The 3,950-nt window shown below is 69.6% G+C and carries 3 protein-coding genes; all 3 read left to right on the top strand.

The genetic code is table 11. The features are described 5' to 3' along the window. Positions 1-150 precede the first annotated feature (150 nt). The 3 genes from ACLFRB_RS11640 to ACLFRB_RS11630 all read left to right on the top strand — a co-directional run bounded on the left by ACLFRB_RS11640 (position 151) and on the right by ACLFRB_RS11630 (position 3,672). Positions 151-2,190, top strand: coding sequence for a TonB-dependent copper receptor (locus ACLFRB_RS11640; protein ID WP_411069181.1), 2,040 nt, complete (start codon positions 151-153; stop codon positions 2,188-2,190). 400 nt (positions 2,191-2,590) lie between these two features. Then, a complete protein-coding gene (locus tag ACLFRB_RS11635) occupies positions 2,591-3,043 on the top strand; it encodes a copper chaperone PCu(A)C (protein WP_411069180.1) in 453 nt (150 codons plus the stop codon). Further along, complete coding sequence (locus ACLFRB_RS11630; protein WP_411069179.1) at positions 3,040-3,672, top strand: SCO family protein; 633 nt, start codon at positions 3,040-3,042, stop codon at positions 3,670-3,672. The genes ACLFRB_RS11635 and ACLFRB_RS11630 overlap by 4 nt, the downstream gene beginning before the upstream one ends. Positions 3,673-3,950 lie beyond the last annotated feature (278 nt).

Genomic DNA, 3,950 nt, shown 5'->3' with positions numbered 1-3,950 from the left:
GGGATTTCCCGCATCGCTGTGGCATTTGCCACACCCCCGCCCCGCCCCTATTAGTACTAACCCGCTATTTTTACAGGAAACCCCTCATAGGCACGGGTATTGCTCCCCTGGTGGGCGTCCTCGCACCCACACACCAAGAGGGGAGTCGCCTTGCAGAAACGGGCCCTTGCAACCGCCGTGCTTTCCACCCTGGCCGTCCAGCCCGTCCTGGCGCAGGACGAGGTCCTGCCCGCGACGGTGGTGGAGGCCACCCGCATCACCCCGCCCTCCCTGGGGACCGCCGCGCCGGAGGACCTCTCCGAGGCGCCGGCGGCGGACGGCGGGGAGATGCTGCGCAGCGTGCCCGGCGTCTGGGGCAGCCGCCTCGGCGGCGCGGGGATCGACCCCACGGTCCGCGGCCAGGACGAGACCCAGCTCAACGTCCTCACCGACGGCGGCTACACCCACGGCGGCTGCCCCAGCCGCATGGACCCGCCCACCTCCTACGCGGTGCCTGAGACCTTCGACGAGGTGGAGGTGATCCAGGGCAGCCAGACCGTCCTCTACGGCGGCGGGGGCAGCGGCGGCACGATGCGGTTCGAGCGCGACACGGAGCGCTTCGCCGAGGGCGAGGGCCCCCGCGCCGAGGTGGGCGGCGCCTACCGCTCCAACGGCGACGCCAAGGAAGGTTACGCCGACGTGGCCGCCGGCACGCCCACGGGATACGCCCGCCTCATCGGCAGCTACAGCGACGCCGACAGCTACGAGGACGGCGACGGCAACGAGGTGCGCAGCGCCTACACGCACCGCGACGGCAACGTGCTGCTCGGCTACACCCCCGACGAAGACACCACCCTGGAGCTGGGCGCGGAGGCCTTCCGCGGCGAGGACATCCTCTACGCGGGCATGATGGACGCCCCGGAGTCCGAGAAGGACGGCGCCCGGCTCAGCTTCGAGCGTGAGGCCCCGGTAGGCGGCCTGGACGGCCTGAAGGTGGAGACCTACTACAACGACGTCCACCACCTCATGGACAACTACTCCCTGCGCGACGACCCCATGATGTTCATGCGCACGCCGTCGGACTCCACCACCTACGGCGGCCGGGTGCTCGGCGAGGTCTTCGCCGGGGCCAGCTCCCACTGGACCGTGGGCGTGGACTACCAGGGCCGGGATCGCGAGGCCATCCGCTACCAGGGCATGAGCGCCGACAACGTGAGCGCGGTGCAGTCGCTCATGTGGCCGGACGTCCGCCACGAGCAGCTGGGCGTTTTCACACAGGTGGACCAGGAGCTGGGTGAGGCGGACCGGCTGCGGGTGGGCCTGCGCTACGACCGGGTCACCGCCGACGCGAACCGGGCGGACGAGGCCACCGCCTCCGGCACCTCCCCCGACAACCTCTACCAGCGCCACTACGGCACCACCGCCGACGAGCAAACCGAGGACAACGTGGGCGGGCTTATTCGCTACGGCCACGACTTCGGCGACGCAGTCACCGGCTTCGCCACCCTGAGCCGGACGCTGCGCACCGCCGACGAGACGGAACGCTTCATCGCCTCCGAGCGCACGGGGATGATGGGCGACTGGGTGGGCAATCCGGAGATCGACCCCGAGCAGCACCACCAGGCCGAGCTGGGGCTGGTGTGGGAGCGGGCCGCCACCCGCCTGGAGGCGAGCGCCTACTACAACGACGTGACCGACTACATCCTGGTGGACCGGGGCGCCGAGGACCCCAACGGCAACCACGCCACCATCCACCGCAATGTGGACGCCACCCTCGTCGGCGGCGAGGTGAGCGCCGAGCAGGGCTTCGGGAAGCACTGGACGGCCCGCCTGACGGGGGCCTACGTCCACGGCGAGAACGACACCGACGGCGAGGCCCTGACCCAGATCCCGCCCCTGGAGGGCACCCTGCGCCTCGCCTACGAGCGCCCCGCCTTCCGCCTCGGCGGCGAGGTCCGGGCCGTGGACCGCCAGGACCGGGTGGACCTGGAAAGCGGCCAGGACCTGCAGGAGACCCCGGGCTACGCCGTGGTCAACCTGTTCAGCCGGGTACGCCTGCGGGAGGGGATCAAGCTCCGCCTCGGCGTGGACAACCTGCTGGACAAGACCTACGCCACCCACATCAACCGCCAGGACAGCACCAGCGGCGAGGCCATCCTGGTGAACGAGCCGGGCCGCTCGGTCTGGGCCCGCCTGGAGGCCGCCTTCTAGGCCGTTTCCTTCTTCCTCTCTCCCTCCGGTGCCCGGCACGGCCTTTCCATGGCCGCCCGGGCCCTTTTTATGGTACTTGCCCGAATTGGGGAGCCCTGCCCTGTGGGAGCGGGCAGAGGCCGCTTTCGCCATTCGCGTGCTAAAGCGGGCTCCTGCGGGAGGACTGCCACCAGTGACGCCCCGGGGCCCGCTGTAGGAGCGCACTTTAGTGAGCGACCCCGTGCGGGCCGGGGTGCCCATGTCTCCATGCGCCCCGCCATAGCGGGTTCTTCGGACCCCCTTGCCGGAATGGGCGCGGTTTTCCCTGGAATGAAAAGCAATTACCCCTTCCGGGTAATCGGGATTCCCCCGACCGGTATGCTAGGCTTTTGACACCTAACCTCATTGAACGGAGAGCTCGATGAAGCGGTCCATAGGGAGTGTCCGCCCGCTGTTGCTGCTGGCCGGCCTGGTCTGGGCGGCGGCCGCCCACGCGGAAGAGGTGGAGGTCCGGGACCCCTGGATCCGCCACATGCCCGGGGACGCCCCCTCGGGCGGCTATTTCCAGCTCCGCAACGGCACGGACAGCACGGTGCGGCTGGTGGCGGCCGAATCCCCCGCCTTCCGCCGCGTCATGCTGCACCGCAGCGGTAGCGATGAGGGAGGCAGCCGGATGGAGCACGTGGACCGGGTGGACGTACCCGCCGGCGAGGAGGTGGACTTCGCCCCTGGCGGCTACCACCTGATGCTCATGGCCCCGCGAGAGGAGGTGGCGGTGGGCGAGGAGGTGGACCTCACCCTCCGCTTCGCCGACGGCCGGGAAGAGACTGTTTCGGTCCCCGTTCAACCCCCGCACGCACAGGGACCCAAATGACGGAAATCCTTGGACGCTGGCGCCCGCTGTTCGGCCTGCTCGCCCTCGCCGGCGTGCTGGCGCTGCCCGGCTGCGCCGAAGAGCCACCGGAGTACGAGCTGTCGAGCCTCAACGGAAAGCTGCCGGACCTGCAGCTGGAGCTGCCGGACGCCAATGGCGAAACCCGCACCGCCGAGGACTTCCGGGGCGACGTGGTGCTGCTGTTCTTCGGCTACACCAACTGCCCCGACGTGTGCCCCATGACCCTGAGCGCCATCCGTCAGGCGGTGGGCTCCCTGGAGGACAAGTACGCGGAGCGGGTGACGGTGCTGTTCGTCGCCGTGGATCCGGAGCGGGATACCCCCGAGGCCATCCGCGAGTACGTGGACGAGCTCGACATGCCGCAGCTGGTGGGCCTGCGGGGGGTCGGGGAGGAGTTCGACACGCTCCGGGACCGCTACCACATCCACGTGGAGCTGTATAAGGACGGCCCGGAGGACCAGGACTACGAGGTGGGCCACACCGGCGGGGTGCTCATCTTCGGCCCGGAAGGCAAGGCCCAGCTCCTGGCAAAGATGACCGGCCAGCAGCCCGACACCCCGGATACCCTGGCCTCCGACCTGCGCAAGCTCGTCGATTATTCCCTGTAATCCCGGCCACGGGGTCTCCCCGAACCCACCGGGCTCCTACAACCGCACACCGGCACCCGTAGGAGCCCACTTCAGTGGGCGATTCCCGCCCAAAACGCGGTGCCGGAGGCCCTTTGCCCGCTAAAGCGGGCTCCTACAGCCGCACACCAGCACCCGTAGGAGCCCACTTCAGTGGGCGATTCCCGCCCCAGACGCGGTGCCGGATATCCTTCGCCCGCTGAAGCGGGCTCCTACAACCGCACACCGGCACCCGTAGGAGCCCACTTCAGTGGGCGATT

Origin of the sequence: Thiohalorhabdus sp. (assembly GCF_046545655.1) — a bacterium.
GTDB lineage: Bacteria > Pseudomonadota > Gammaproteobacteria > Thiohalorhabdales > Thiohalorhabdaceae > Thiohalorhabdus.
This window is presented reverse-complemented; position numbering and strand designations above follow the sequence as displayed.

What these genes read in the sequence shown, in the direction of transcription:
- ACLFRB_RS11635 (WP_411069180.1), top strand. Translation starts at nt 2,591, where the DNA reads ATGAAGCGGTCCATAGGGAGTGTCCGCCCGCTGTTGCTGCTGGCCGGC.
- ACLFRB_RS11630 (WP_411069179.1), top strand. Translation starts at nt 3,040, where the DNA reads ATGACGGAAATCCTTGGACGCTGGCGCCCGCTGTTCGGCCTGCTCGCC.